Annotated in this window: 19 protein-coding genes and 1 tRNA gene; 10 read left to right on the forward strand and 10 right to left on the reverse strand. The window is 50.7% G+C overall.

Annotated elements, in window-relative coordinates:
• Positions 1-139: 139 nt before the first annotated feature.
• The 5 genes from HND56_07400 to HND56_07420 all read left to right on the forward strand — a co-directional run bounded on the left by HND56_07400 (position 140) and on the right by HND56_07420 (position 7055).
• Positions 140-1717, forward strand: coding sequence for a glutamate--cysteine ligase (locus tag HND56_07400; protein QKK05518.1), 1578 nt, complete (start codon positions 140-142; stop codon positions 1715-1717).
• A gap of 187 nt (positions 1718-1904) precedes the next feature.
• Positions 1905-2735: a methyltransferase domain-containing protein gene (locus HND56_07405; GenBank protein QKK05519.1), complete on the forward strand. Its 831-nt coding sequence runs from the start codon at positions 1905-1907 to the stop codon at positions 2733-2735.
• The gene (locus HND56_07410) at positions 2735-3388 is read left to right on the forward strand and encodes a ribonuclease HII (GenBank protein QKK05520.1); all 654 of its coding nucleotides are present in this window, start codon (positions 2735-2737) and stop codon (positions 3386-3388) included. Before HND56_07405 ends, HND56_07410 begins: the two co-directional genes overlap by 1 nt.
• A 76-nt stretch (positions 3389-3464) precedes the next feature.
• Complete coding sequence (locus tag HND56_07415) at positions 3465-4586, forward strand: site-specific DNA-methyltransferase (GenBank protein ID QKK05521.1); 1122 nt, start codon at positions 3465-3467, stop codon at positions 4584-4586.
• A 303-nt stretch (positions 4587-4889) separates the two neighbouring features.
• The gene (locus HND56_07420; protein QKK05522.1) at positions 4890-7055 is read left to right on the forward strand and encodes a hypothetical protein; all 2166 of its coding nucleotides are present in this window, start codon (positions 4890-4892) and stop codon (positions 7053-7055) included.
• A 92-nt stretch (positions 7056-7147) separates the two neighbouring features.
• Here the strand turns inward: HND56_07420 and pepN are convergent, their stop codons facing one another.
• Together pepN and HND56_07430 are read right to left on the reverse strand one after the other, a co-directional pair.
• Positions 7148-9895 (reverse strand): aminopeptidase N, encoded by a 2748-nt coding sequence (pepN, locus tag HND56_07425; protein QKK05523.1) that lies wholly within the window; start codon positions 9893-9895, stop codon positions 7148-7150.
• Positions 9896-9960: 65 nt separating this feature from the next.
• A complete protein-coding gene (locus tag HND56_07430; GenBank protein ID QKK05524.1) occupies positions 9961-10449 on the reverse strand; it encodes an outer membrane protein assembly factor BamE in 489 nt (162 codons plus the stop codon).
• 82 nt (positions 10450-10531) lie between these two features.
• Here HND56_07430 and HND56_07435 point away from each other — a divergent pair, with 82 nt between their 5' ends.
• Positions 10532-11074, forward strand: a complete 543-nt coding sequence (locus tag HND56_07435; GenBank protein ID QKK05525.1) for a ubiquinol-cytochrome C chaperone — start codon at positions 10532-10534, stop codon at positions 11072-11074.
• A 2-nt stretch (positions 11075-11076) separates the two neighbouring features.
• Here HND56_07435 and HND56_07440 read toward each other — a convergent pair whose 3' ends face one another.
• From HND56_07440 to HND56_07455, 4 genes are all read right to left on the reverse strand, one after another.
• On the reverse strand, positions 11077-11799 hold the full coding sequence (locus HND56_07440; protein ID QKK05526.1) for a hypothetical protein: 723 nt from the start codon (positions 11797-11799) through the stop codon (positions 11077-11079).
• Positions 11800-11894: 95 nt separating this feature from the next.
• Complete coding sequence (locus HND56_07445; protein ID QKK05527.1) at positions 11895-14111, reverse strand: LPS-assembly protein LptD; 2217 nt, start codon at positions 14109-14111, stop codon at positions 11895-11897.
• Positions 14112-14144: 33 nt separating this feature from the next.
• Positions 14145-15626: a glycine--tRNA ligase gene (locus HND56_07450; GenBank protein QKK06593.1), complete on the reverse strand. Its 1482-nt coding sequence runs from the start codon at positions 15624-15626 to the stop codon at positions 14145-14147.
• A gap of 199 nt (positions 15627-15825) precedes the next feature.
• The gene (locus HND56_07455) at positions 15826-16317 is read right to left on the reverse strand and encodes a hypothetical protein (protein QKK05528.1); all 492 of its coding nucleotides are present in this window, start codon (positions 16315-16317) and stop codon (positions 15826-15828) included.
• A gap of 199 nt (positions 16318-16516) precedes the next feature.
• Between HND56_07455 and HND56_07460 the strand changes: the two genes are divergently transcribed.
• Together HND56_07460 and HND56_07465 are read left to right on the forward strand one after the other, a co-directional pair.
• Entirely contained in the window at positions 16517-19255 is a 2739-nt protein-coding gene (locus HND56_07460) for a pyruvate, phosphate dikinase (protein ID QKK05529.1), read from the forward strand.
• A 5-nt stretch (positions 19256-19260) separates the two neighbouring features.
• Entirely contained in the window at positions 19261-20148 is an 888-nt protein-coding gene (locus tag HND56_07465; protein ID QKK05530.1) for a hypothetical protein, read from the forward strand.
• A gap of 17 nt (positions 20149-20165) precedes the next feature.
• Here HND56_07465 and HND56_07470 read toward each other — a convergent pair whose 3' ends face one another.
• Both HND56_07470 and HND56_07475 read right to left on the reverse strand, forming a co-directional pair.
• Positions 20166-20669, reverse strand: coding sequence for a hypothetical protein (locus HND56_07470; protein QKK05531.1), 504 nt, complete (start codon positions 20667-20669; stop codon positions 20166-20168).
• 39 nt (positions 20670-20708) lie between these two features.
• Positions 20709-21635, reverse strand: coding sequence for a hypothetical protein (locus HND56_07475; GenBank protein ID QKK05532.1), 927 nt, complete (start codon positions 21633-21635; stop codon positions 20709-20711).
• Between the two features lie 28 nt (positions 21636-21663).
• Here HND56_07475 and HND56_07480 point away from each other — a divergent pair.
• Both HND56_07480 and HND56_07485 read left to right on the forward strand, forming a co-directional pair.
• Positions 21664-21738: transfer RNA gene (locus tag HND56_07480), tRNA-Thr, on the forward strand.
• Between the two features lie 172 nt (positions 21739-21910).
• On the forward strand, positions 21911-22336 hold the full coding sequence (locus HND56_07485; protein QKK05533.1) for a hypothetical protein: 426 nt from the start codon (positions 21911-21913) through the stop codon (positions 22334-22336).
• A gap of 76 nt (positions 22337-22412) precedes the next feature.
• Here HND56_07485 and HND56_07490 read toward each other — a convergent pair whose 3' ends face one another.
• Both HND56_07490 and HND56_07495 read right to left on the reverse strand, forming a co-directional pair.
• Positions 22413-22940 carry a hypothetical protein gene (locus tag HND56_07490; protein ID QKK05534.1) on the reverse strand — a complete coding sequence of 176 codons (528 nt, stop codon included), beginning with the start codon at positions 22938-22940 and terminating at the stop codon, positions 22413-22415.
• Positions 22941-23028: 88 nt separating this feature from the next.
• A complete protein-coding gene (locus HND56_07495; GenBank protein ID QKK05535.1) occupies positions 23029-23238 on the reverse strand; it encodes a hypothetical protein in 210 nt (69 codons plus the stop codon).
• Between the last annotated feature and the right edge of the window lie 213 nt (positions 23239-23451).

Consider the following 23451-nt stretch of genomic DNA (forward strand, 5'->3'; position numbering starts at 1 on the left):
AGACATTTTGTGTCTTTTTTTCATTAGCGCTGTTGACATGAAAAATAATTATGGTCAAGAATGAATGTCCGGAAATTTACGGCATCCGGAATATTTAACAATATTCAAATTGTTTGATAGAGGTAATGGAGCAGTTAACATGGCAAAACCGGCGCATAATTACAATGATAAGTTACAGGACCGCAAGGTGCTGGTCGAATGGTTCAAACAGGGCTGCGCGGCAAAAGAAGATCTTGTCATCGGCGCAGAGCATGAAAAAATCATTTTTTACAAAGATGATTACGCCATTGTTCCCTATGAAGGCAAGGACGGCAAGCCCGGCATTAAAGACTTGCTGGAGCATCTGCGCGACCACCATGACTGGACGCCGTTCTATGAGGATGACAACCTGATCCGTCTTGAGAAAAACGGGGCCAGCGTGACATTGGAGCCCGGCGGACAGATCGAATTGTCAGGTGCCGCCCTCCATAATTTGCATGAAGTCGCAAATGAGACAAAAAACCATTTCAGCGAATTGCTGGAAGCTTGCGAAGCCAACGGCATGGACGTGCTGGGTCTGGGCTATCACCCGACAATGACGCTGGATGACGCACCTTTAATGCCGATGTCCCGCTTCCAGACATTTTACAATTTCTTCAAATCCAACCATTTCGAAACAGCGCGCAAACTGATGGTCGCGACCAGTTCGACACAGGTCAATCTCGGCTATAGCAGCGAAGACGACATGGTCAAGAAACTGCGCGTCGGCCTGTCCCTGCAGCCCATCGCTTCCGCGATTTTTGCCAACTCCCCTTTTGAAGACGGCAAACTCTCCGACAGCGCCAGCACCCGCAGCCGCATCACTCATAATGCTGCCGACGGGCGCTACGGCTTTATGATGCCGGTCGCCTTCGAAGATGATTTCGGTTTTGAACGCTATACGGATTTCATATTGAACGAAATGCCGGTCTTTGGTATCTATCACAATGACCATTTCATGTGGATTGAGAAACCCGTCTCCTTCATGGATTGTGTCAATGGCCCCATTCCCGGCCTTGAAGAGCAGCATGACATGACTCTCAATGACTGGTTCAACCATATCAACACAATCTGGCCCGAAGTGCGTATGCGCCAATGGCTGGAGATGCGCGGCTGTGATGTCGGCTCGTCGGAAGATATGATCAATGCCCTGCCCGCTTTCTGGGTCGGTCTGCTCTATGATGACGAAGCGCTGGACAAGGCCTATGATTTGATTAAGGACTGGACGGCGGAAGATCGTGAATTTCTGCGTACCCGCACACCGGAAGACGGATTGCAAACCCCGTTCAAAGGCGGCACGGTACAGGATATCGCAAAAAAACTCGTCGAACTGGCCGAGCTGGGCCTGCGTAACCGCAATATCCAGAACGAGGACGGCGTGCATGAAGGTGTCTATCTGAAACCGCTGCGCGACATTGTCGATACCGGCCTGACACAATCCGATGTCATGAAGAAAAAATACGAAAATGAATGGGACAAGGATATCAGCCATGTCTTCAATGAGTTTTCTTTTGGAGCGCATCAGCGCAAACATGCGCGGGAAATGATGGCAGGCGCAGACCGCGCCGCCGCTTCCAAAACCTGCCCGGGAGCAGACCGCAAGGACTGGAAAAAAGCCGCGGAAAAACGCGCAGATAATGAAAACAAACAAATGCCGCCGCGCAGACCGCCGCAGAGCGGTGCCCGCACGGGCAAATAAAGCCCGCCGGATATCACGGCAAACACGAACATAAAGGGCGGTACCTATCCGGTTCCGCCCTTCTTATATTTCCGTGTTTTTCTTTTTATGCTGTTTTTTGCCCTAGTGTTTGCTTTTGCTTGAATAAAACAGGAGGCCGCCGTAAGATAATTGCGAGAGACCGTAAAGCACAGGCAGGGCGACGTCCATGACAGACAGCAAGTTAAGTGAAGAAAAAATCAGCGAAACAGCTGACGAAGCGGCAACGGATGCCCCGGCGGAAGAAGAGCTTCCCCTCTCTTTTTGCCATGCCTGCATGACTCCGTTCGAGGATTATTATTACCTCGGTGAAAAATACGGCTTTACGCTTGTCGGTTGCCTGAAATGCGGCAGCGCGGTTGCCGACCCCTACCCCACTGCCGAATTCATGGAGAAATTCCATGAAAAATATAATGAAAAACTTGTGCCGCCAAGCAATCCCGAGCGGGAAAACAAGCGCTATGAAAAACGTATTCGCACCTTGACCGCCCTGACCAAGGGAACGGATTTTTTGGCTGTCGGATGCGGTTTCGGCTATTCCGTGATTGCCGCCGCTTCGCTTGATCTTGAAGCCTTCGGCATTGATACGCGCGAACAGCCGATCAAAACGGCAAAGAAAAACCTTAGCAAAGATCATTTCGAACAGACCACGCTTGAAAAATACGCCAAAAAGGGCAAGCAGGCTGATATTGTCTATATCGAACACGGGCTTGAACAGTCCGTCGACCCGAATGCCTTTATTGAGGCGTTGAAAAAAGTACTGAAACCCGGCGGTGTGGTTTACCTGGAAACACCGGATGGCAATCATTTTACGATCCCGTCAAATTTTGCACGCTGGAAAGTTGTTACCCCGCCTGCGGTTCTGCATTATTTTTCCCGCAAAGGTATCGAAGCGCTGCTGGACCGTCACGGGTTGAAAGTCGAAAAATTCTTTTTCAGCCTCCGCCCGCGTATGCGGCTGATTGCCAAAGCCGCGTCTAAAAAAGCGGATAAAAAATAATGTCCCTGCCTGATTTTTCGATTGAAGACAGCCTTGCGCGTCACAGCCACGGTCATGATGCCGGTATTTGCGGCATTGACGAGGTTGGCCGCGGGCCGCTGGCAGGCCCCGTCGTCGCCGCCGCCGTCATCCTGCCCCGTCCGCTTCCTCCCGAACTCTCAGGCCATATCCGTGACAGCAAGAAACTCAGTGCCGCAAAACGCGCCCGCATTGCCGCTGCCATCCGGGAATTTTCCGTTTTCAGCATCGGCGCGGCCTGTGTGGAGGAAATCGACCGCGTCAATATCCTGAACGCGACCATGAATGCCATGACCCGCGCCTTTGAGGGCTTGCAGGAAAAGTCCCCTTGCAGTCATGCGCTGATTGACGGCAACCGCGCGCCGAAACTGCCCTGCAAAACCCTGACCGTTATCAAGGGCGATCAGACATCGCTATCCATTGCCGCCGCTTCGATCATTGCAAAAGAATATCGCGATACGCTGATGCGCCGTCTTGCCGAAGACCACCCTGTTTACGGCTGGGACAGCAATGCCGGATATGGCACAAAAATACATATGGAGGCGTTAAAACAGCATGGCGTGACGGTGCATCATCGCCGCTCTTTTGCGCCAATCTCTGAGTCATTACTTCAACAAAAAAATATAACCAGTTGAAATATAACGAAACTTAGATGTTGACGGATTCCGTCATTTCCATCATCATTAATAGTGAGGGTGGAGATAACGTATCATGACAAAATCTAAAAACATTCCATTGAAAAAGAACACGATTTATCAGGGCTCATGCGCCGAGATCATGAACGCCTTGCCGAAAGGCAGCGTTGATATGATTTTCGCCGACCCGCCCTATAATCTGCAACTGTCCGGTGAGCTGCACCGTCCCGACAACAGCCATGTTGACGGCGTGACAGAAGAATGGGACCAGTTCGAAAGCCTGAAGTCCTATGATGACTTTACGCGTGAATGGCTCAGCGCCGCACGGCAATCGCTGAAAGATGACGGCACGCTTTGGGTTATCGGCAGCTATCACAATATTTACCGCGTCGGGGCGATTTTGCAGGATCTGGGCTTCTGGATTTTGAACGATGTCGTCTGGTGCAAGAACAACCCGATGCCGAATTTCCGCGGTCGCCGCTTTACCAATGCCCATGAAACCATGATCTGGGCGAGTAAATCGAAAGACGCGAAATACTGCTTTAACTATGACGCGATGAAAAGCCTGAATGATGATCTGCAAATGCGCAGTGACTGGAATTTGCCGATCTGCAATGGCGGCGAAAGGCTGAAAGATGATGACGGCAAAAAGGCGCATCCGACGCAAAAGCCTGAATCCCTGCTCTACCGCGTCATTTTGTCCTCGACCGAAATCGGCGACACGGTGCTTGATCCCTTCTTCGGCACCGGCACAACGGGCGCGGTTGCCAAAAAGCTGGGCCGCAACTATGTCGGGATCGAGCGCGAAACACCTTACATCAAAGCCGCAGAAAAGCGCCTTGCCGCGATTACCGCCGGTGAAGATGCCGAAATTCTGCAAACGCCGGAAAAACGCAAACAGCCACGCATTCCTTTCGGGCAGCTTTTGGAAGAAGGCTTGCTGGAACCCGGTGCCATTCTGTTTGACCACAGCCGCAAGCACAGCGCCAAGGTTCATGCCGACGGCAATCTGATTGCCGAAGGCAAGCGCGGTTCCATCCACAAGCTGGGCGCAACGCTGCAAGATGCACCGTCCTGCAACGGCTGGACATATTGGCATTATCAAGACGGCGGTAAGACCCGCCCCATCGACGACCTAAGGCAGGAACTGCGCACGCGGCTTTTCTCCCCTGCCGACAATCCGACACAAAGACATTAATTGATTTTATTAGGTATTTATTTTAAGTCTCCAAGTTTTAAAAGTACGTCACTTCGCAACTTAAATGCCCCGCCTTAAAAAGCGGGGCATCTTTTTTTGATTTACTCTGCGACTGCTAACCGATGCATCACTTCAGCAGGCTCAAGGACTTCGAACCCAACCTAGTGCTGCCCCCTTCCTTTAATATCGAAAAGCATGTAAATTATAGCTCTAAAATTGGCCTTCTAAACTGGAAATGACACATTTTAATCCCTACCAATACAATACCTTTCCCACACGAAGAGGGATAAGAAAAGAGATTACATGACGACAGAAAACGAGAAGCCGACTCCCTCTATAGTTTTTCATGCCGACAAGCCTATCCAATCCGTACAAGAAGACCGTTTGGGTTTTTCTCCCATTGCCGACAATCTAGCAACGTCGATTCTAAAGATGAATGCCGATGGCGGATTTGTTATCGGGATTGAAGGGCCATGGGGGTGTGGGAAATCAAGCATCCTAAATTTGCTTTGTGCAAAAATAAAAGACGAGCAAAATATATCGATTATCAAGTTCTCCCCGTGGATTATCGGCGATAAAGATAGCATGGTATCTTCTTTAGCGGAAGAACTGTCAGAGGCCATAAAAAAAACAGGACAGCAAAACGAAAACCTTGCGAAAAAAATGAAAAAATACGGTAAGGCGGGGATAAAAAAAATCGCGCCATGGGCAGCATTAATTCCAACATATGGTGAGAATGCAAAGGAATTGTCCGATTTGCTTTCTGGCTCATTAACTGACCTTAAAGATGAACTGACGAGAGCTTTGCAAGCTATTAAGCAAACTTTTGTCGTTATCATTGATGATCTTGACCGCCTTGAACCGGAGGAAGCCTTAGAGATCACGCGCTTGATCCGTGCAGTAGGTGACTTCCCAAACGTAATATACATCCTCTGCTACGACAAAGAAATTTTATCTAAAAGCTTGGAAACTGCCCTCCATATTAAAGATGGAAACGCTTTCTTACAAAAAATTGTTCAAGCTAGTTTCTCCGTACCGAAACCAGAAGAATTTGACCTGCGAAACTGGATGAATAAAGAATGTCAGCTGCTTTACGAAGAGGTTACTGGCAAAAGCTTACCCGATAATCTCTCAAGCCGGTTACAAGAGGTTTGTTATACACATGGCGGAAAAATAGAAACGCCCAGAGAAATTAATTTAATTCTTAACTCATTAAAGCTGGCTTATCCGCCCATCTCTGAAAAGGTGGATTTCCCAGACCTATGCTGGCTTCATCTCGAAAAAATTAAGAATGATGCCTTTTATAGATGGATAGAAAACTATTTAAATGCATTCTCAGTTGTTGTGCGCGGTGAAGGTCATCTGAATGGAGCTGGACAGGCAAAGATGACGCAAGAACTTTTAAAACATTTGCAGATTACAGATGATATAGAAAAACAATCAGCCATGCATACCATCATAAACCTATCAGAACATATCCCAGGGATAGATTATGTGTGGGGAGACGATAAAACGCTCGTCATGACAAAGCCTACAGATGAAGAACTCTCAGCTTTAGAAAGAGGCCATAGACTAGGAAGTCCCTCACATTATCGCCTCTATTTCTCATTCGCCCAGCCTGCTGGAACGCTAGACGAATCCGAGCTATCTGCTATTATCAACAAAGCTAACAATAAAACACTTCATGCAGACGATTTTAATAAGTTTATTTATGCAAAGCGTTCTCAAGGAGGAACGATGTATTCCGTTCTTCTTGACAGACTAAATAGAACCCCTGTGGAGGTATTCACATCAGATGGTTGCGTAACACTTCTACAAGTCATTGCGGAGAGTATTGACGATGCCAGACGCGAGGAAAAAGACGATGAGGCGCATTTTAAGATAGGAATCGGTGAAATTGGTAATAAGCTGTTTCAGAAGCTGCTACCTCTAATAGACCAAAAAACAACTTTTTTACAAGATTTTTTCACGAGCGGTGCTTCCGTAGGCTGGCTTGTTTCAAGCGTAATTGGAAACGAAATCTTTGCACATGGGAAAAGCGGACTCGCCAAGAAAGGGCAGCCCAGTCTTACAACAGAGGAACTAGAAGGTGCTATTCAAATCATCAATGAACGCCTTACTAGCACCGATCGCGATAAAATAGAATCTGTCCCAGACGCTCTTTCCTTCTTCTATAGATGGCAACAATCTGGGGACGATGGGGCAAAGAACTTAAAAGAGTGGATGGATGAAATCTCCGTCACAGATGCTGGTTTCCTCGAATTACTGGAAAAATGCAGAGGATATGTCGTGAGCACAAACGGAAATTATCGCCCTCTTAACGAACGGGAATTAACACAGCTTTTCGGAAATTCTAAAGAGATTCTGGACAGAGTTCGAAACATCGCCTGCAATTTACAAAATGAGCCAGACTTAATAAAGCAAGCAGAAGAACTCATAGAGGCACATAAAATGGCACGAGACTTCTAAAGCATCCTAATTTTTCTGTATCCCTGATAAATAAAAGAAATGCCCCGTCTTCACAGGCGGGGCATCTTTTTATTCAAATATTAAAAGGCGTTTTAGGCTGCCAGTGTGCCGCCGGAGGGTTTCGGCTCATTGCCTTTTGCCGCAGCGCCGTCACGTGTTGCCAGCGCTTTGTCCACCAGTTCGCGGATACCTTTGTCCAGCTTCGGCGTGGCTTTGACGCGGTCGAGCTGCTCCAGCATCAATTTCTGGCGGTCTTTGTCGTAGCGTTTGAATTCCAAGAGCGGCTTGACCAGCCCCGCACCGACGCGCGGATTGATGGTGTTCAGCTTGATCACCGCATCGGCAAGGAATTTGTAGCCTTCCCCGTCTTTACGGTGGAAATGGCGCGGATTACCGGCGGCAAAGGCACCGACCAGCGACCGTACCTTATTCGGCACTTTCCAGCTAAAGGCTTCATGTTCCGTCAGTTTCTTGACGCGTTCCAGACCGTCGCCGCTGTCCATACGGGCCTGTACGCCCAGCCAGCTATCGACGATATTGGTGTTGCTTTTATAACGGTCATAGAAATTATCCAGCGCCGCCTGCGTTTCCGGCTTGTCCAGCTCGGACAGCGCCGTCAATGCGCCGAGACGTTCCGTCATATTGGTTGCCTGATCATATTGCAGTTTGGCAATTTTCGTTGCCTCATCGGATTTATCCGCCGCCAGATAATCCAGCGTCAGATTGTGCAGAGCGCGGCGTCCGACTTGCGCGGGCGTAACTTCGTATTTCTCGCCCGGCGGGGAGATTGTCGCGCTGTAAAGCATCGCCATATCGCCCTGATGCGCATCCAGAATCTGCTCTTTCAGCTTATCCGCCGCATCCAGCAGCGCATCGGGATTCACGACATCCAGACTTTGCACAAGGATGCTGTAGGACGGCAGTTCCAGCATTTTCGCCACAAAGGCCTTATCGCCGGATTTCGCATCCGTCGCCAGCACATGACCAACGGCATTCAGCAGTTTGGTCGGCGCTTTCGCCTCATTACCGGCCTCGATATCTTTCGCCATATCCAGCACGACTTTGGCCATATATTCCTGCGCCGCATCAAAACGGTTATAGCCGTCGCTGTCATGCTTCATGCGGAAGACAAGCTCGTCCTCGCTGGCTTTGGTCATGACTTTGACCGGTGCGGAGAAACCGCGCAGGATGGAGGGAACAACCGGCCCTTCAACGCCTGTAAATTCAAAGACCTGCTTGTCCTTTTTCAGATGCAGAACCCGTGTTGTCGACCCTGCTTCCGTATCGCCTTTCAGCGTCAGCGGAATATCCTTGCCGTCCTGACCGATCAGACCGACGGAAATCGGCATATACATTGCCTCTTTCTCCGCCTGCTCAGAGGTCGGCTTGGTTTCCTGCTCCAATGTCAGGCGGTATGTTTTGCTTGCCGCGTCATATTCACCGCTATAGCGCAGTTCCGGCGTACCCGCTTGCGAATACCATTTGCGGAAATGCGACAGATCAAGGCCGGAGACCTCCTGCATCACATCGACGAAATCGTCACAGGTCACGGCCTGCCCGTCAAAGCGGTCGAAATATTCGTTCATCGCCTCGCGCCACGTATCCGTGCCCAGCAGCGTGCGCAGCATACCCAGCACATGCGAGCCTTTCTCGTAAATCGTGCCGGTATAGATATTGTCAAATTCGGCAACATGATCGGGACGGATCGGATGCGCCGTCGGGCCGGCATCTTCGATAAACTGCCGTGCTTTCAGGTCAGTGGCATCTTCGATATCCTTAATCGCCTGCGAATGCATATCCGCCGTGAACTGGCGGTCACGCAGAACGGTCAGGCCTTCTTTCAGCGTCAGCTCGAACCAGTCACGCAGCGTAACGCGGTCACCCGACCAGTTGTGGAAATATTCGTGGCCGATCACGGCCTCGATCGCAATCAGACGGTCATCCGTCGCGGTTTCCTCATCCCCTGCCAGCAGGCTGATATTAAAGATGTTCAGACCCTTGTTTTCCATCGCCCCGGCGTTAAAGCTGGTCGTAGCGACAATGTGGAAAACATCCAGATCATATTCGCGGTCATAGGTGTCTTCATCCCATTTCATCGATTTTTTGATCGATTCCATCGCCCAGTCGATTTTATCTTCATAACCTTCCGGCGCGAAAATACGCAGCTCAACCTCGCGGCCCGAGCGCGTCACGAATTTATCCTCGATATAAGGCAAATCTCCGGCAACCAGTGCGAAAAGATAGGCCGGTTTTTTATGCGGGTCATCCCAGCTGATTTCATGGCGGCCATTACCCAGATCGGTGGTTTTGGTCGGGTCGCCGTTACCGTTTGACATCAGCAGCGGATATTTTTCCTTATCCGCCTCGACCGTGACATGGAAGGTGGACAACACATCCGGACGATCCAGATAATAGGTAATGCGGCGGAAGCCCTGCGCCTCACACTGGGTGCAGAAAATCTCCTCCTGCTCCGGAATATAAAGACCGGAAAGCATCGTGTTTTCTTTCGGATTAATCTCGTTTTCGATTTCCAGCGTGAAAGGCTGCTCCGGCGGGCGTTTGATAATCAGATGTTTATCCGTGACTTCAAAATCGCCGCGGTCAAGATTCTTGCCGTTAAGCTTGACGGAGACCAGTTTCAAATCCTCGCCGTTCAGCATCAGCGGACCGCCTTCGGGCGCATCAGGATTGCGGCGTACCGTCAATTTCGACTTCACCCGTGTTTCGGTTTCATGCAGGTCGAAATGCAAATCCGTTTCGTCGATCAGATATTCCGGCGGACGATAGTCCAGACGATCAAGTGCGTTTGAATCCGGATCAAAAAGAAAGTCGTTCGCCATAAAATTATCCTTTCGCTAGCGTTATTACTATTGGTCACAACCGAAGAATCGGTACGCGCCCTGCCTTAAGGGCCGCCGCTTCCGGCTGTTCTGGCTTTATTGAACCGTCCCAGATTACCAACTAATTGTTGCAAAACCGTAAACTCTTTCCCTGCGGTCGGTGTTTGACGGGTGACGGGGTCAATCTCCTGCCCTGCACCGGGATCAAGCTCGGCAATTTCCGTGACGGTTCCGGCAGTGTCAAAATCGACGCGGATGACGCGGCGGTCAGTAATCTCCGCCTTGAAAATACCCATCACTTCGCTTTTCTGCCCGATATAATACCAGGTATCCCCGCCGGTAAAGGGCGCCACAGCCGTCGGCGGGCCCCATATCTGGCGCAGTTCATAACGTGTGGTTTCATAAGGACGCACCTGATTATAGCGTACATCGGATACCAGATTACCATGCGTATTGCGCGCAGGCGTGCATCCGGCCAGAAAAATCATTCCCAGCAGCAGGCATATCCCCAGCCGCAAAGATGTTGTCGTTTGAAGACCTAAAGCTGTTTTCATGCCTTTTCGCTTTTTTTTCGTACAAAATTGTTCTACAACACTATCAAATCAAGGCTTATTTGGAAAGGAAAACTCAAGCATAATGTTTGCAAAACTCCGCAACAGGAAAAACGCCGCAGACCCGGCCTCAGTACAGCTTCTTTACCATGAGATTGTTGAGACCGCGCGCCGCCCCGAATTTTACCGCGACTGGCAGGTGCCGGATACGGTGGAAGGACGTTTCGAAATGCTGGTACTGCATATCTTCTTTGTCCTGCGCCGCCTGCAGGAAGAAAAAACCGCCAATGGCACGGAAGACCCGCAAGCCGCCGATTTTTCACAAAGACTGTTTGATCACATGTTTCTTGATATGGACCACTCGCTGCGGGAACAGGGTGTCGGCGACCTGGGCGTCCCCAAACGCATCCGCAAAATGGCCAAAGCCTTTTACGGGCGCGTTTTCGCTTATGAGAACGGGTTGAAAGACGGCACACTGGCCGCGGCCTTGCACCGCAACGTCTATGACGGCGTCGATGTGGAAAAAAAATCTTCTGCCGCCCTCGCCCGTTATGCCGAAAAGCAGTACCGGCACATCATGGCGCAATCCGCACAGGATCTGATGCAAGGTAAAATCGACTGGCTTTAATTTTAAGGATAGTCGCAGTGATCCGCCGTCACGGTGACAAAGCCGCGCGGCCCTTTTGCCACGGTAAAGCGGTGTTCCCGCCCATCTACAATCATGGAGTGATGAATCGGTAGCAGCTGCTCTTTGACCGTATCCGCCCCGCCTAAAATCGTGAATTTTATTGTGACGGATTTTCCGGGATCGAACCATGCCTCAGGCTGGCCGTTTTCTGCAATCGCTGAAACACCCTCTCCCGTAATCGTGATCGCCCCTTCTGCAAAAGAAACCACGGTATCCGCCCCTTTATAGGCCGGTGTCGGGAGAATAAAGCGTTTGGTTACAGGAGATGCACAATTACGCGGCGGCCGCGCCGAAGTAATCACAAAAGCCAGACGATCCTTATCGATACCGTCCGTCAATTGCTGTTCAACCAGCTTTGTCAGACTGCTTAAATCACCTGTCGGCACTTCCGTCTGGAAGCGTTCTTCCAGCTGCTGATAACGCATCTGGGTTTCCTGCACTTTTGTGCGGAGTTCCGTGACCAGCATATCCAGAGAGTCTTTTTCTTCCTGCAATTTCAGGGCGCGCTGTTTGAAGGCAATCTCGCTGCTGCGCACAACCTCACCGCCCAGCCAATAGCCCAACGCAAAAATTCCCGCAAACAGCGCCATGATAAACATCATGCGGCGGCGGCGTTCCTGCGCCTTGCGGCGGTAACGGCGGCTGGAATCATAAGACAAGATCATTTAAAAACTTCTGCGCAAAAATTCTGTATTATTTCATAAGCTTCGGAACATTATCTAACACATGGGGAGCTGTTTGGGAAGGCCAAAATAAGGTCTTAATTACTACCGTCCTGCGGTGCTTTTTCCAGCAGAATTTCCGGTGTGCTGAATTCTCCCAGATGTTTCAAGCCGATGCGAAACAGGATCGTGGTATCGTTTTCACCGCTGGCGCGGTCAATCAGGTTTTTCTGGCCGATGATGGAGAAGGAGAAACATTCATCCGTATAATGTAGTCCCAGCGTACCGCGGCGGAAGCCCGGCTCGGTTCCCAGATCGGTCAAAGAGCTCATATCCGTACGCCATGTATCATTGATCTGATACCCCGCACCAAACTGCACCTGCTCCCGCGATTCCAGAAAGCCCGTCCCCGCAACCGGCGTCGCAAAGACATAGCGGGCATCATAATCCAGCGCACCGTTATTGCCCAGATTACCGGACATCTGCACCTCATGGCGGCGCGGCTTCAGATTGCTGTCATCAAATTGCGCCTTGTAGTTCACAATAAAATGCTGCCCCAGATCAACATTCACCGCACTCACCAGATCGGAATACTCATCTTCCAGACCCGACCCCGTCGGAAACAACATCGGGTCATGGTCAAGCTGGACACTTTGCCCGACGAAGACTTCTGCCTTGCGCCCTTTATGACCATGTATGCCCGTTTTGATCCCGTAAGCTGCATGGCTGCGGTCCTCGACACGGTCCAGTCCGGGGAAACGCACCGCATCAAACAGATTACCGCTGTCCAGCTGTACATCAATGCTGTCCTCATTGGGCACAATCGGATCATCATTCACCTCATGCGCCAGCGTCAGTGATGCCATCGGCTCAATAATCAGGCTGCTGCGTTTCAGAGGTTTCACCAGCGGGTAACTCGTTTTGGTATGCAGATAAGGAAAAAAGCGGTAATCAGATCCTGTTGTTTCGCCCGGCACAACGCTGTCACGTATATGGTAGGCATCACCGCGGATATGCGCATCCACAACAGTTTTCAGCCCGCCCCTGCTGACAAATTGCCGCTCCCATCCGGTATCAATGGAACCGCGCAGCGTGTCCTGCTGTGATGTCTGCCGGTGCAGCCCCGCCGCGTTCAGGCCCAGCGTCCAGCGCCCGCCCAGCAAACTTCCCGGCGCGCCATACACACGGTGCTGCACCAGCGGCAGAATTTCCGGCTGTTTCAAACGGTTGCCAAGACGCACATCCTGAAAGCTGACCGCTTCAATCCGCGTGTAATTACGGTTTGAAAAACGCTCCGCAAATATCTGACTTTCAAGAACATTTTCTTTGCTGATATCATAAAGACGCAAATACCCTTTATCACTGGTCCGGTTCAGATCAAAACCGCTGCGCCATGTCCGGCTGTGGTCAAAGCGTCCATTGGCAAAGACATAGGCGCGCTCCTTTCCAGGCTCAACAATACCGCTTTCCTCCGTGCGGTCGGAATTTACCGCCACACCGCCATTCAGCTCGATAAAGCCGTTGTGAAAATGCTGGCGGTATTGCGCTTCGGTCAAGACCCCGTTCAGACTTGTCGGCTGGACAGACAAGGTTGCATCCTTGTTCCGCGAAAATCCCCAGTAATAACTGCCGCGCATAAAAACACCCAGATCGGATGTCCAGCCGAGTTTCGGACGCAGAAATCCTGACTTCTGCTTTTGGCGCGGATCGGGATGAGAGAAAATCGGCGTATACATGATCGGCAGCCCCAGAATTTCCAATCGCGCATTACGGTAGGAAATATCCTTTTCCGCTTCATCATAGACAACTTTATCGGCACGAATCTGCCACAGCGGGTCTTTATCCGGATCATCCGCGCATAATTTACAGGGCGTGTAAAAAGCGTTTTCCATGCTGATCTTGCGGGAATCAACACGTTGCGCCTTTTCAGCACGGAAATTCGAGCCATCCGACAACATCGCGCGCAGCCCTTTCACAAAGCCTTCACGCAAATCACCTTTCAGCTCCATTTCCTCGGCAAAATACACATCGCCGTTTTTATCCAAAAGTACGACATTCCCCATCGCATAGGCCAGATCTTCATGCAGATCAAAAATAATCCGGTCGGCACGCAAAATGCGCCCGTCCTGCACCATTTCGACGGCACCGTCAGCCACGATCTGCTGGGTGTTGTTATTGTGCACAAGGGTTTTGGCAGACAGATTGACGGGATCATCAACCTCGGACGGTGCCGCACGCGCCAGAGCCGGCCAGACAGCAACCGCCAGACAGGCCAGAAAAAATACACCGATATTCAACAGGTTTTTCAGATGCATACCCGTTCTTCTTAAACAAAAGCCGGAGACGGCCTAAAGCAGTTTTTCCGCAAGATATGCCTCCACCTTATCGAGCCCGATGCGGGTTTGTTGCATCGTGTCGCGGTGGCGCACAGTGACAGCCTGATCGTCATGCGTTTCCGGATCAACGGTCAGGCAGAAAGGTGTTCCGATTTCATCCTGACGCGCATAGCGCTTGCCGATATTCTGCTTGATATCGAGCTCGGTCATGAATTTCCCGCGCAGCGACATATAAAGCTTTTCAGCAATTTCAGGAAGCCCGTCTTTACTCAGCAGCGGCAGAACCGCCGCTTTGACAGGCGCAAGTTTCGGATTAAATTTCATAAACATTTTGCTGGGCCGCGACGGGTCAGCGGTATAGGCATCCGCCAGCACGGCCAGAACGCCGCGCGTCAGACCGGCCGCAGGCTCGATCACATGCGGGATAAAGCGCTTGTCAGGCTCCTGCGGATCAACATATTCCATCTTCGTGCCGGAATGTTTCTGATGTTCCGTCAGGTCAAAATTACAGCGGTGCGCAACACCTTCCAGCTCGCCAAATCCCGGTGCCGTAAAGGGGAAACGGTATTCCACATCCACCGTACCGTAACCTTCTTTCGCGTAATGCGACAATTCATCCGACTCATGCGGACGGATCAGCAGATTTTCATCGCGCAAGCCGACTTTTTTCCACCATGCCTTGCGCTGCTCCATCCAGAAATCAAACCACATTTTCGCATCATCCGGATGGCAGAACCATTCCATTTCCATTTGTTCGAATTCGCGGCTGCGATAGATAAAATTGCGCGGCGTGACCTCGTTACGGAAGGCCTTCCCGATCTGCGCAATACCAAAGGGCATTTTCACACGTGAGGAGGACAGCACATTGCGGTAATTCAAAAAGATACCCTGCGCCGTTTCAGGACGCAGATAGGCAACATCGTCTTCCGTCGCCGTTGCACCGATAAAGGTTTTGAACATCAGGTTAAAGCTGCGCGGTTCGGTCAGTGTGCCGGGCTCTTTCGCATCAGGTCCCTGCACTTTGGACAGGTTCTCGGAAACCGTCTTGTCCGTAAACGGCAAACGTGTGAATTCGCCATGCAGTTTCAGCTTATGAATGCGTTTTTGTACCGCCGCTTCGCTTTCACCTTCCATAAAGGCGGGCCAGACATCGCCCTCTTCAAAAACGCAGACAAACAGATGGTCGGCGCGGTAACGCAGCTTCGTTTCCTTACAATCCGCCATCGGGTCATTAAAACCTGCGACATGCCCCGAGGCTTCCCAGGCTTTCGGGTTTTGAATGATGGAACTGTCAAGGCCGACTATATCCAGCACTTTGCCGTCAGGACCGATCGGCGGCGCGATGACCATATCCTGCCACCACAAATCACGCAGATTGTTCTTCAGCGCCACGCCCAGCGGACCGTAATCCCAAAAACCGTTGATACCGTCATAAATTTCGGATGCCCGAAAAACAAAGCCGCGCCGTTTACACAGTGCGACCAGATCATCCATATCAACAATACCGCTTTGTGCGGGGGCTGCGGTCTCCGCCGTTTGTGCCTTTGTCATTTTTTTTAAGTCCTGTTCTTTTTAAGTACGTCTTTGGAAAGCCGTTTTCCGCACAGGAAAACATGCTTTTTTAACTGTACTGTATCTTACAGACAGGCACAAATATAAATCGGGTAAAAAACGGGAGAAATGCGGAGAAAAATCAGCGCTTCGGCTTGCGTTTTGCAGCCGCTTTTTCCGCCTTCACGGCTTTGCGCTCGTCATAAGCCGCCATCATCACCGCATAATGGCGGTCATGCGGTTTGGCTTTGATTTCCTGTAAAAATGCGGCATTTTGCGCGTCGGCATCATATTCTTTCAGGATAGCAACGGCATCTTTAAAAACCATGTCCGTTGCACGGTTGCCCGTCAGATGGCCGTAATATTGTTCGGTTTTTTCCGGCCCCGTCTGCACCTGATAAGTGTCGGGAATCGCCTCACCCATACCCAGAACGACATAGCGGTCTGCAGGCTCATAAGCAAAACCGTCCACACGCCATTTACCGTTCCATTGCCGACGCATGACAAGACTTTGGAATTCACGTTCACTGTCTTCCACAGGCGTACGATGGCTTTCCAGCCAGTCTTCGCGCAAATGCGAAAAACCGTTAAAAACGGATGTGATGGAATTTTTTATGTTTTTCAGAAACTTCATCTTTCATCTCTTTAAATCTTACACGCCAAGAATACTGGCATCATAATGCAAATTATGACAAGAAGTCAAGGGAAAACGGCGGTAAGACACAAGGCAAAAACAGGCTTGTTTGAACTTGACGAAAACACGGCTTTTGCCTAGTCTCAGGTGACATTCACCAACGGTATTCGCCAGAGCAACCAGACAGGAGCCGGAGACGATGACAGCACAACCCCTCACCGCACACCCCCCCACCAAGGAACACAGCGCAAAAACGGACACCGCCACGCAGAAATGGGTTTACAGTTTCGGCGCAGACGGCACCGATGGTGACGCCGCCCAGCGCGACCTTCTCGGCGGCAAAGGGGCTAATCTAGCGGAAATGTGCCTTTTAGGCCTTCCCGTTCCGCCCGGCTTTACGATTACGACAGAGATGTGCACTTATTTTTACAGCAACGGCAATACCTATCCGGACACATTAAAGGCGCAAATTAAAACAGCCATTGAAGCTATTGAAAAAGAAATGAATTGCCGCTTTGGTGATGAAACAAATCCACTGCTGCTTTCGGTCCGTTCCGGCGCGCGTGTTTCCATGCCGGGCATGATGGATACCGTCCTGAATCTGGGGCTGAATGACAAAACCGTTGCCGGTTTGGCCAAGCGCAGCGGCGATGCCCGTTTCGCATGGGACAGCTACCGCCGTTTTATCCAGATGTATGGCGATGTCGTCCTCGGCGTTGATCATGACATGTTCGAAGACATTCTCGATACGGTCAAGCGCCGTGAAAATATCTCCCACGATACCGCAATCAGTGCTGAAGGCTGGCAGGATATTGTTGCGCAGTTCAAAAAACTGGTTGCCGATGAAACCGGCCACCCTTTCCCCGATGATCCGGAGCAGCAGCTTTGGGGTGCGGTCGGTGCCGTGTTCCAGTCATGGATGGTGCCGCGTGCCATCACCTATCGCCGCCTGAACAACATTCCCGAAGACTGGGGCACCGCCGTCAATGTACAGGCGATGGTTTTCGGCAATATGGGCGACAACTGTGCAACGGGCGTTGCTTTCACGCGCGACCCCAGCACCGGAGAAAACCGCTTTTACGGGGAATATCTGATGAATGCGCAGGGTGAGGACGTTGTTGCCGGTATCCGCACGCCGCAGCATCTGACTATCAAAGGCAAGGAAGCCAACCATTCCGACCTGCCCGCCATGGAGGAAACCCTGCCGGAAATGTTCCACGAGCTGATGCGTATCCGCGACATTCTGGAAGAACATTACCGCGACATGCAGGATATTGAATTTACGATCCAAAGCGGCAAGCTTTACATGCTGCAAACCCGCACAGGGAAACGTACGGCAGCCGCTGCACTGAAAATCGCCGTTGATATGGCTGCCGAAAAACTGATTACAAAGGAAGAAGCCGTATTGCGGATCGCGCCGGAGGCGATTGACCAGCTGCTGCATCCGATGCTGGACCCTGCCGCAGAAAAAGACACGCTGACAAAAGGGCTTCCGGCCTCTCCCGGCGCCGCATCAGGAATCTTGTCTTTCCATGCCGATGATGCCGAGCAAAAAGCCAAGCTGGGCCACCATGTCATTCTATGCCGTATTGAAACCAGCCCTGAAGACATTCACGGCATGCATGCCGCAGAAGGTATTCTGACGGCGCGCGGCGGTATGACCAGCCATGCGGCGGTTGTCGCACGCGGTATGGGGCGGCCTTGCGTTGCCGGTGCAAGTGCGCTGAATATCAATTATCAGGACAAAACCCTGACCATTGGCGGCACGGTTCTGAATGCGGGAGATACCGTCACGATTGACGGCGCGACCGGCGAAGTTTTCGCAGGCAGCGTTTCCACAATCCAGCCTGATCTGTCCGGTGATTTTGAAACATTGATGGAATGGGCGGATGATGTCCGCACACTGGGCGTTCGCGCCAATGCCGACACCCCCGATGATGCCACTGCCGCACGTCAATTCGGTGCGGAAGGTATTGGACTGTGCCGTACCGAGCATATGTTCTTTGACACTGACCGTATTCTGAATGTCCGCCGTATGATTTTGGCTGAGAATGACGAGGAGCGTAACGCCGCTCTCGCCGCATTGGAGCCGGAACAGCAAAAAGACTTCGCCGCTCTGTTTCGCGTGATGGCAGGACTGCCGGTCACGATCCGCCTGCTGGATCCGCCGCTGCATGAATTCCTGCCGCATGAAACGCCCGAGATCACAAAACTTGCGGAGGCCATCAACCTGCCGGAAGAAACTGTCAAAACCCGCATCGCCCGTCTGCATGAAGCAAACCCGATGCTGGGGCATCGCGGCTGCCGCCTTGGCATCGTTTACCCCGAAATCTATGCCATGCAGGCACGTGCGATTTTTGATGCCGCGCTGACCACCCGCAAAGAAGGTCTGGATGTACCGACGCTGGAAATCATGGTGCCGCTGGTTGCCACCGCGCGCGAATTGGCGATTGTGAAAGACATCATTGACGGCGAAGCCAAAAAGCTGATGGAGAAACACGGTATCAGCGATCTTGATTATATTGTCGGCACGATGATCGAACTGCCGCGCGCCGCGCTGAAAGCGGATGATATCGCACAAAGCGCCGCTTTCTTCAGCTTCGGCACAAATGACCTGACGCAAACCGCGCTGGGGCTCAGCCGTGATGATGCGGGAAGCTTCCTGCCCTATTACCATGATGTCGGTATCTGGGCGCGCGACCCGTTCATGACCATCGACAGCGAAGGTGTCGGCGAATTGGTCAAGATCGGCGTGGAACGCGGCCGCAAAACCCGTGCCGATTTAAAAATCGGCATCTGCGGCGAACATGGCGGCGATCCGCTATCCATCGACTTCTTTCAGGATGCCGGGCTGGATTACGTTTCCTGCTCGCCCTATCGCGTGCCGATTGCCCGTCTGGCGGCGGCACAATCCGCCTTAAAGCAGAAAAAAGGTTAAGCCGTATGATTATCCGCGACATGCTGTCCGCCCCCGGCGCACCCGCCCGTCCGAATGAGGATGTCTGCGGCGGCGTTGCCGAACGCGGCGCAGCATGGGTGATTGACGGCGCAACCGGTCTTGCGAAAATGCCGCTCATTGCCGGTGAAGACATGACGGATGCGGCATGGTTCTCCCATGCGGCGCATGCTTTGCTGATGCATAATTTCAAAAAATTCGACGACTCCCATGCGGAAACGGCTGTCGATTACGTGCAGGATATTCTGGACAAAACCGTCACGGAAATCCGCGCTGAATTCGACCGCAGCAAGCACCGCGACCCTGTAGACGGCTCGGAAATGCCCTGCGCCAGCCTTGCAATTGCCTATGCGCCGCCCAGTGGCCCGGATGTCTATTGTTTCAGCCTCGGTGACTGCCCGATCGTGCTGGAAACGCCGGAAGGCGTTGTCATGCATGCGCCCGACCCAATGCTGGTCGAGCTGGATCGCGCCTCCATCGCTGCGGCCGCGCCGCTACTGCAGGCCGGTTTTGATTTCCCCGGTGTCCGGCAAAAGCTGCTGCCGCATCTTGCAAACCAGCGCCGGAAAATCAACACGGAAGACGGCTATCCGATTTTCTCTCTCGATGCCGCGGCTCTCAAAGGTGTACGGCATGAGAAATTTCCGCGTAAACAGGGCGGTCACGCATTGATTATGTCAGACGGCTTTTCCGCGCTGGTTGATAAATACGGGCATTACAATAATGAAACGCTGATTGCCAAGGCAAAATCCGCCGGACTGCCGGCGCTGTATGACGAGCTGCGCTTTATCGAGAATGAGGAAGACCCGCAGGGCAAAAACTTCCCGCGCCTGAAAAAATCGGACGACGCAAGCGCCGTCCTGATTCAGCTTTAAACATCCGCCGACTACTCTTAGACGGGCTGGCGGACTTTACCGTCCAGCATGCCGCGCACATAGTTGGAGAGAAATGTCATGCGCGATTCATCCACATCTTCATATTCGATTTCTTCAAAACGCTCGGCAAAATTGAAAAAATCAGCCGGAACCGATGTGGAGACCTTGGCCAGATGCGCCAGCAATTTGGCTTCCAGCTCACCCAGATCATCATCCTCGCCGATCATGGCTTTCAGCCAATCCCATTCGGTATCATCCATAACGCCCCAGGAAATTTCATCCGCCAGCAGGAAGGCCGTAATCGCCTCGATAAACAGCTGGTCATATTCGCGGCATTTGCTGCCGCCGTCAGACACGGCATCATTAATGGCAAACAGCATTTCCGCCTCTTCCTGATCAATCGCGCCGTCAGCGACAATGCTGGCGCGCATCATTTCGACTTCATCTACGCTGATATGATGGTCTTCCAGAATTTGATGGGCAATATCGAGCAAATCCATCGTCTCGTTTTCATCTGCCATGATTTTCCTCCTTATAGTCCTTTAAAAAATAATACGATCTTACCAAAGATTCGGCTTGTCGGGGCGGTAATTCACCGTAAAGCGGTTTTCAAAGCTGTTGACCGCATGTTTGATCTGGATATGTCTTTGGCGCGCCGCCTCCAGTTTTTCTGCCCTTCCAGAATGCGCACCTATCGCGTCGCTGGCAAGTGCTGTTTCCGGATTGGCGAGTAAAATATTGAGCTCAATCGCCTCCAGGAAAGCACCGGCAATGGCAAAACAATCGGCAATCCGTTCAATTCTGCCCGCCTCGCCGCCTTCCGCCGTGAAGTGAAAAGTGTGATGACGCGTCCCCCCCCGATGCATCAATGAGGTGCGCGTAATCTCCCCGCTATCGCGGAAAATTGCGGCGATATTCGCGCTATGCTTAACCTGGACAGGCTTTTCCAGCTTATCCATGACGGTCTCGACCGTTTTTAAGGTCTCATCATAATTATACAATGTCGCCAGCGCACAACGTTCGACCACATCGGTAAAGGGGGATTTCGTTGTTTCATAAACGTTTTTACCGTCGATATAAACAGCCACCCAGTTATTTTCGGTGTTGAAATGTGCGCCATAGAGAGAAACAGCCTGCTGCCACATCGACCGCCATGGCGGTTTGCGCGTACTCAGCGCCCCTTTCCACATATGGTCTTCCACAACCCGCGCCGCCATGCGCAGCGTGTCACCCATATTTTGTGCACGGATGACGACATTATCCGTGACATCCCCTTTCACCAGCCGCAAATAAATGCGGTTGCTGCGGATCACCGTTGGCTCCTCATCACCGCCCTCGGCATCTTGCGGCAGAAAGACGATTTTTTCACGCACCAGCGATGTCACAAAATCATTCATATAAGAAAGAACCAAAACAGGTTTGTGCTTGCAGAAAACAGCATGCCACGGCTTTTGAACGGCGGCAAGAGTTTCCTCTTGATTTTGCAAAAACTTCCGTATAATCTGCCCATGGTTTGCCGCAGTAGCTCAGGGGTAGAGCAACGCATTCGTAATGCGTGGGTCGGGAGTTCAAATCTCTTCTGCGGCACCATTTCCACATTTCCACCAAAGCCACACCACTCTACTCGCCAATATTTCACTTTAAGATTGAGTCCTGTTGTAAAATTACAGACTGCTTATTAGGTAATTACTCATATTTACTGATCTTTTATAAAAGAATGATATGCTAATTTAAGCTCGTGCATTTACATGAAATTATATGATTGGCTGCCGAGAAATATTTGCACTTACAACTTTCAGGCTCGCGCATGAAGAATTTAATGCCGCTCATAAGGTTAACCGTCCTTTTCGCATCTTACTCTTTTTCCATTTGGGCAAGCTGGCAATGGATATGTGCGACTTACTTACGCCTTCCGGCAGAAGCGCCTGTTCCTTTGCATTATGGCCTTGTTCTACTGTTATTTCTCTTGCCCTTTTTTGTGGCCAATTACTATCTTTGGATGCTTAGCACCGTCCATAGGGAAGTCATTCCCAAACTGTTCCCATGGTTTAAACCTACCTATTACAGAATAAGGAATTGTATTGAAAAGAATTTTCCTCGTTTGGGTAAAAATCTGTTCTGGGGACATGAAGATCCTCCCGATAATCTAAATCCAACGCAAAAACACAACGACAAAAAACCGGAATAATGAGCGCTAACAAAAAAGAATATAGTCTAGCAGGACCTTAATAATCCGGTGTTTTTTCCGTCATCGAGAAACTGCGCTATGTCGCACCAAGCATTGCCGCAAATTCATCTGCACGCGGATTTTTTTCGTGATAACTCTCGAGAAGTTCTCTAATGCGGCGGATCGGGCGCTCTGTAGCCGGAATATCAAAAAGAAAGAATTCCTTGTTAGGATTAAGCGTACCGCACATTAATTTCCGCATTTCCGGAGTGTGAATGCTAACATGAATATCTACAAATTTATCATCTGATGACGGTGGACGCGGCGCCAATTCCACACCTCTAATTTCAAAATAAGGAAGGGATATGGAGCGCTTCTTTGGAGCTGTTTTGCCATCCAAGCCATACTCCATATAGTTATACTTTAACACGCGCTCATAAAATTCGTAGGAAATATCATAACCACCGCGGCCAGAAACATAACGGTGTGCGATAAGCAATGATGCCGCAACCACAGCCACTACAATATAAGCAAAGTTCTCGTCCAGATCGATGCGCAAGAAAAACATTAATAGAACAATCAAGACAATAGATGCGGCAGGCCAAACGGCTCCTATGATAAACACGCTTCGGGGACTCCGTCTTCTCGGACTATCCGGACTGGGCTTCAGAATAAAAAGCGGTTGATCATGTCCCCCCTCTGACTCTAAATTTCTATTGTTGATCATCACGCCCTCCTGCCTCTGAATTTCTGGCCTTGCTCTGCAAAATCAAACGCAGAATTACAAGCACCACAGAACCGAGAATAAGAACAACTACCAATGTAGGCTGTTGTCTGGATGGTATATAACCAAAAGCAAATAACCCGCCGAATACAAAAATAATTATAAATATATCAATGAATGTAAGTAATGTTTTACGCATTTATGTCCCTCCACACGACGATTATAAGCTCAATAATACAGTTCATAAAGCCTCTATATCAAAGTCATAATGCTACACATTACGATTTATTGTAATAAGGCAGTAATAAGGTTGGAAGGTATTGTCTGGTATAAATAGATATTTAAACAGCCGCTCAGGTGACGCGCTAAGAAGCCAAATAACACAAGAAACAGCGTGATTTTTTATTACTGC

This window comes from Pseudomonadota bacterium (assembly GCA_013285465.1).
In the GTDB taxonomy this organism is placed as follows: domain Bacteria; phylum Pseudomonadota; class Alphaproteobacteria; order Micavibrionales; family CSBR16-224; genus CSBR16-224.

Coding starts and splice junctions, on each gene's coding strand:
- HND56_07430 (QKK05524.1), bottom strand. CDS start 10,449: ATGAAAACAGCTTTAGGTCTTCAAACGACAACATCTTTGCGGCTGGGG.
- HND56_07405 (QKK05519.1), top strand. CDS start 1,905: ATGACAGACAGCAAGTTAAGTGAAGAAAAAATCAGCGAAACAGCTGAC.
- HND56_07450 (QKK06593.1), bottom strand. CDS start 15,626: ATGGATGATCTGGTCGCACTGTGTAAACGGCGCGGCTTTGTTTTTCGG.
- pepN (QKK05523.1), bottom strand. CDS start 9,895: ATGGCGAACGACTTTCTTTTTGATCCGGATTCAAACGCACTTGATCGT.
- HND56_07415 (QKK05521.1), top strand. CDS start 3,465: ATGACAAAATCTAAAAACATTCCATTGAAAAAGAACACGATTTATCAG.
- HND56_07440 (QKK05526.1), bottom strand. CDS start 11,799: ATGATCTTGTCTTATGATTCCAGCCGCCGTTACCGCCGCAAGGCGCAG.
- HND56_07460 (QKK05529.1), top strand. CDS start 16,517: ATGACAGCACAACCCCTCACCGCACACCCCCCCACCAAGGAACACAGC.
- HND56_07420 (QKK05522.1), top strand. CDS start 4,890: ATGACGACAGAAAACGAGAAGCCGACTCCCTCTATAGTTTTTCATGCC.
- HND56_07455 (QKK05528.1), bottom strand. CDS start 16,317: ATGAAGTTTCTGAAAAACATAAAAAATTCCATCACATCCGTTTTTAAC.
- HND56_07495 (QKK05535.1), bottom strand. CDS start 23,238: ATGCGTAAAACATTACTTACATTCATTGATATATTTATAATTATTTTT.
- HND56_07400 (QKK05518.1), top strand. CDS start 140: ATGGCAAAACCGGCGCATAATTACAATGATAAGTTACAGGACCGCAAG.
- HND56_07465 (QKK05530.1), top strand. CDS start 19,261: ATGATTATCCGCGACATGCTGTCCGCCCCCGGCGCACCCGCCCGTCCG.
- HND56_07470 (QKK05531.1), bottom strand. CDS start 20,669: ATGGCAGATGAAAACGAGACGATGGATTTGCTCGATATTGCCCATCAA.
- HND56_07445 (QKK05527.1), bottom strand. CDS start 14,111: ATGCATCTGAAAAACCTGTTGAATATCGGTGTATTTTTTCTGGCCTGT.
- HND56_07435 (QKK05525.1), top strand. CDS start 10,532: ATGTTTGCAAAACTCCGCAACAGGAAAAACGCCGCAGACCCGGCCTCA.
- HND56_07410 (QKK05520.1), top strand. CDS start 2,735: ATGTCCCTGCCTGATTTTTCGATTGAAGACAGCCTTGCGCGTCACAGC.